We start from the raw sequence: 2,900 nt of genomic DNA on the forward strand, positions 1-2,900 counted from the left end.
ACTTCGAACTGCAAAGCCGGAATAATAAAACTAAGCAAAATAAAAGCGGTTGATTTTAAAGAAAGTCAGTTTTCTTAAAACCAGCAGGTAGAAGCCAAAGAATAACACCGTACAGGCGGTAACTTTGAGTAGGTAGGTTAACCATTCCATAGCTATAATTTACTAACAACCACGTTTCGAAAAAGCTACAAATCCATCTAAAATCAGGTTGCTGATTCTTCGGATATTTTTTTCCTGATTGATATATTCCAGCGTTTTACTATCCGAAATATTTCCAAGTTCAATTAAAACTGCAGGTATTTTAGATTCGCGGAGCAACAAAAGGTTTGCGTTTTTTAATGAATCTCTTACTTCCATCCCTTTAAGCTGTTTCAGATTGCTTAAAATACCAGCCCCCAGATCTTCCGCAGTTTTAATATTGCTGTTCTGTTTCGAAACATAAACCTCAATTCCACCGAAAGGTACAGCGGCATTTGCAAGTGTTGCATTATGATGGATGGAAATAAAAGCCGTAGCCTCTTGTTTCGGTAAACGATCGCGAAGTGAAATAAACTGGTCAGAATTTCTTGTTAATATTACTTTAATCCCTCTTTTTGCTGCTTCTTCCTTTAGGATTTTTACCGCCCTTAGGTTTAAGTCTTTTTCCTTTTGTCCATCCAGGGCACTTACAGCTCCATCTTTTCCGCCATGGCCGGCATCAATAACCAATGTAGGTTCTACTTCATTAAAAGCAGTATTCGGATTAACCTTAATATTGCTGTTTAAATACCTCATGGCATAAACATTTGGCTTTATGGGCGCATCTGCCGAAGCCTGGTTCCCTGCTAATGTTTTCTCAACAATAATTTCTTTGCGGTTTATAAATGCCATACAGCAGATCATTAAAACCGGAACAATGGCTAAATAGGCAAGCTTTTGCAACTTGGCATTTGGTTCTTTATACAACATCATGATTCTATTTTTTAGTGGAAGTTTACTAAAACTATTAATGGCTAAATTTTTAGCTGGCATAGCCAGGTTTAAGAGCAGGGAAGCATAAACTTTCTTATCTGCAACTTTAGAAGTTTCACGGTCGGCCAGAAATTCGTGATTGTGATCGATGGCATTCCGCCAGAAATAAATAATGGGGTTAAACCAAAGGAGAGCAGTAACGAAATTGACTAAAAGTTTGTCGACAGCATGCAACTGCTTCACATGAACGTATTCGTGTTTAATTACCAGATTCTTTTCTTCGTGCTGCAAAGAGGAGTCGACAATAATCTGGTTAAAAAAAGAACAGTTTTTTATGGTTGATTTCGCATCGACCAAGATAACAGCTCCGTTTCTGTCTATGGCATGTTTACGTAATTGAATCTGAATACGTACCATCATAAAAAACATTCTAAAAACAAGGGCGGCTAAAACCAAGCAGTAACCATACATGAGCACTTGATCCCAGTTTATGGTAGTGTTGGCAGTATTACCTTCATCTATAAAATCCTGCTCAACAAAACCATCGTTGCTGTAAGCTATTTTTGACGGAATCTCCTGGCTGGCTACCATTACTTCCTGACGGTTTTCGATGGTAACTGCCGGAATACTAAAACTCAACACCAGCATCATTAATAAATAAGCACGGTTCAGGTTGAAAAACGTAAGTTTAGCCAGTAAAAACTGATAGGCTGCAAAAAAGATTATGGTACAGGCCGATACCTTTAATAAGTAAATTAAAATCATGACTTTGGATCTTGGTTAATGATTTTTTTAATTTCTTCTATATCCTTTTCACTTAGTTTTTCTTCTTTTACCATAAACGATAAAAGGGTGGTTGGAGAATTATCAAAATAACCCGAAAACAATTTCGAAAAGGTAGTTTTGGCATATTCATCTTTTGTAATCGCCGGAAAGTATTCGTAAGTTTTTCCATAGGCCTTATAATTAACATAGCCTTTCTTCTCTAAAAGCCTAACAATTGAGGAAATGGTATTGTAGGGGGGCTTAGGTTCTTCTTCCAGTTCATCAATAATATCTTTCACAAATGCCTTTTGCAGTTTCCATAAAACCTGCATAATACGCTCTTCCGCTTTGGTTAATTCTTCCATACCCAAACTTATAACTTATTTTTCAGTTTTACAACTAAAAAACAAGTTACATTACTGAAAAATCAGTTTAAAATATTAAATAACTGATTTACAAATACTTAAATTATCGTAAATTTTAATTTGAAAACGAATGGCTTGCTCTGGTATGGAGCCAGAAGCATTTAACCTTATAACTAAACCCGATCAAAGTGGTTCCGGTTCTTCACCCGAAGGAACGGAGAGCGGGACTGAAACCCGCCAAAAGAACTGGACTGTTCATTTCCAAATCCTAAACACTAATATTTTTAATTTGAAAACAAACGGCTTGTGGTTCTTGGCAAATGAAGCCCTGCCATCCGCTTTATCCCGATGAAACCTGTGAAACAAGCAAGCACACAATAAAAATAAAAGAATCGTGCTTAAATCGGGATGCTCGCTTTTGTCAGGTTTATGACCGAATGGCTTGCTTCTAGCATGTGGCCAAAAGCATTTAACCCTTGTAACTAAACCCGATCAAAGTGGTTCCGGTTCTTCACCGGAAGGAACGGAGAGCGGGACTGAAGCCCGCCAAAAGAACTGGACTGCTCGTTTCCAAAATACTAAAATTTACTATAGTGTCGCCCACACCAGGCCAAACTTACGAAGTTCGCCTGTGCTTTGGCCTTCCTAAACTTCGTAAGTTTTCCAAGCCTTAGCTAAAACTTATTTGCTTAAACCAGCCAATGCATTAATGGTTAATGCCACAATTACGGTATTAAAGATAAAGGCGATTAAACTGTGTAAAAGGGAAAGCCGTCTGATCTTCCGATCTGAAATTTCTACATCAGAAACCTGGAAAGT

3 protein-coding genes are annotated in these 2,900 nt (G+C 37.6%); all 3 read right to left on the bottom strand.

From position 1 onward, the window contains the following. Positions 1–162: 162 nt before the first annotated feature. Positions 163–1,716, bottom strand: coding sequence for an N-acetylmuramoyl-L-alanine amidase (locus tag AC1DND_RS24665; RefSeq protein ID WP_477585199.1), 1,554 nt, complete (start codon positions 1,714–1,716; stop codon positions 163–165). Further along, positions 1,713–2,081, bottom strand: a complete 369-nt coding sequence (locus AC1DND_RS24670; protein ID WP_477585200.1) for a BlaI/MecI/CopY family transcriptional regulator — start codon at positions 2,079–2,081, stop codon at positions 1,713–1,715. The genes AC1DND_RS24665 and AC1DND_RS24670 overlap by 4 nt, the downstream gene beginning before the upstream one ends. A 681-nt stretch (positions 2,082–2,762) precedes the next feature. Further along, on the bottom strand, positions 2,763–2,900 hold a 138-nt coding region (locus tag AC1DND_RS24675; RefSeq protein ID WP_477585201.1), incomplete at its 5' end, for a DUF1345 domain-containing protein.

The sequence above is a fragment of the Pedobacter sp. 01N416 genome (assembly GCF_056399685.1).

What these genes read in the sequence shown, in the direction of transcription:
- AC1DND_RS24665 (WP_477585199.1), bottom strand. Translation starts at nt 1,716, where the DNA reads ATGATTTTAATTTACTTATTAAAGGTATCGGCCTGTACCATAATCTTT.
- AC1DND_RS24670 (WP_477585200.1), bottom strand. Translation starts at nt 2,081, where the DNA reads ATGGAAGAATTAACCAAAGCGGAAGAGCGTATTATGCAGGTTTTATGG.